A 2,440-nucleotide genomic window follows, 5' to 3' on the forward strand; every position below is an offset into this window, starting at 1 on the left:
AACGATCGAGCACAGTGTGATGTGAGAATCTATGGCGGATGGTATGAAGAAACGCTAATGACTAGGATGGCACAGGACGTAACCATTGAGATTCAAAGAGATTTCCCAGCTGTTATCCGCTTACCTAAAGTCAATCAAACCGTGAGCGTTACTGTTACAGCAAAAGCCGAATTAGCGGTCGCTTTACTTCAAGAGCCTAGCCACCATCTATTCAACACTTATCGCCGCAAAGGGCGCCCCAACAACCTTCGGGTTGAAACGCCCGAGAACGTAGGATGCACAGAGAAAGATTGTTTATTGCCACTGATGAAAACACTCATACGGACTGGGCAATGCGCCAAACCGGGATGTTCCACAAACAGCAGCAACCTAGTCTACCGGCATGAACAGAAGACAGTGGACACGATGCTATCGTGCGACTTAATCCACGGCGGTTATGCTCAATACGATGTAGTTGTACTCGTTAGCGGAGATGACGACTTCCTTCCACCACTCCGAACCGTGCTACTCCAGGGGACTTCGGCAATAAGAATCCATCCGAAACGCAACGGTACAAGAACTTCATTCCCTCAAGGCGGCGGGAAGTTTTTTGAGGTAGATTTATAAAATGCAGATCAATGACTTTAAATCAATCGTTACGACCTTTTCCGATCCAGGAACAGAACTTCTATTCGACAAAACGCAAATAGTCGTTTCAGTGAATGGCGACTTGATAATTGGAAATCTGTCGGTGAAGTCAGGAGATGTCTACGTTGATGAGGGAAGCGGGCCAGAACCAGCGAGCAAATGGATTCTAACAAGATTAGCGCGTCTTCCACTGTTGGCTGCGCGCCTCAAGGAGAGTATTCCACTTACAGAGTATTTCGTGCCACCAGCCGCCACTTTACTTCCAACGCTTGAAAAAGGACCACAAGAAAAAGCCATCACTACAGACAATGCATTGGTCACGGCATTAGAAACAATTAGTGATCGCAGCCCACTTGAAGCAACCGTGCTCTACATCACGAGCGATGCTGGCGAGGGAAAGACATCACTAATTAACCAAATGGCTCGTACGCAAGCAGATCTTTTCGTTCGCGGAGAAGCTGAATGGCTTGTAGTGCCTATTCCACTTGGCGGCCGACACTTTCTTAGATTTGACGATATCACCGTAGGCGTCCTTCAAAACCGTTATAGATTCCCTTTTCTTTATTACAACTCATTCCTAGCCCTTGTAAAGATGGGGGTAATTGTCCCTGCGTTTGATGGATTCGAGGAAATGTTTGTCGAAAGCAGTTCGGGAGAAGCGCTCTCGGCGATGGGGATACTTGTTGGATCACTAGATTCCCAAGGGGCTGTTATGGTTGCCGCCCGCAAAGCGTATTTCGAGTTTGAGAACCTTCGCATCCAAGAGCGGTTATTTGACACAATTCGAAACTTCTCCGTCGGTTTCGGAAAGCTTGAATTAAACCGTTGGAACAAAGCGCAGTTTATTGCATATTGCGACAAAAGACGTATTGACGATTCCGAAGCGCTTTACACCCGCGTCAGCGAACGACTTACGGAAGGCCACGCATTGCTAACGCGAGCAGTACTTGTGAAGCGACTTGTCGACGTCGCTATCAAGAGCACATCTCTGGATGAATTGCTTGAGAAACTGAGTAAATCAGGCGCCGATTTCTTTTCTGTATTTGTACGAGGACTTATCGAACGAGAGGCCAACGAAAAATGGATCGATCGATCGGGCGAACGTGAGGTTGGCACTCCTTTGATTAGCGTGAATGAGCATTGCGAGCTACTTTCACAAATCGCGGTGGCGATGTGGGAAGCGCGGGTCGATTATCTCAAGCGAGATTATCTTGAGTTTGTAGCTGATTACTTTAGCGAATCGAGCCGCAAGAACACATTCCAAGCGCAGCAAATTCGGGAACGCATTCGAGGGCACGCGATGCTAGTACCTTCGTCGAATGCACCTAATTCATTAGAGTTTGATCACGATGAATTCCGCCTCTTCTTCCTTGGCGAAGGAATAGCGAACTTGTTACGACCGCTCAATGACCGCGCCAAAGCGGACGTTTTCGGCGTCCTTCGCAGGGGCATATTACCCCGTCAAGCACAGCACGCTCTTGTGAGTGCCGTAACGCGAAGTTCAGACGAAAAGCGCATCGACACAATCAAGCTTTTGGCCACCGTTAGCCAAATGGATGCACAAGCTTCGTACACGCACGAGAATTGTGGAGATATCATTATTCGACTTATTAATGGCATCGAAAGCAACGATCTCGTTATAAGCGGACTGACATTTGGAACCGATTCTCTACGTGACAAGAAAATCAAATCCACAAATTTTAAGGATTGTCTTTTTTTTGAATCGAGCATGGAACTTACCGAACTGGAACACTGTTCTTTTTTAAACACGAGATTCGCACAGCTTCGGATGTATGACACAACTACGCTATCC

2 protein-coding genes are annotated in these 2,440 nt (G+C 47.3%); both read left to right on the forward strand.

Going from position 1 to position 2,440, the window contains the following annotated elements; genetic code table 11:
* Positions 1–606: NYN domain-containing protein (locus LC605_RS32505; RefSeq protein ID WP_229551475.1), on the forward strand; the 606-nt coding region annotated here is incomplete at its 5' end.
* A 1-nt stretch (position 607) separates the two neighbouring features.
* A partial coding sequence (locus LC605_RS32510) for a hypothetical protein (RefSeq protein WP_229551476.1) occupies positions 608–2,440 on the forward strand: 1,833 nt, incomplete at its 3' end.

The sequence above is a fragment of the Nostoc sp. CHAB 5836 genome, assembly GCF_020829445.1.
GTDB lineage: Bacteria > Cyanobacteriota > Cyanobacteriia > Cyanobacteriales > Nostocaceae > Nostoc.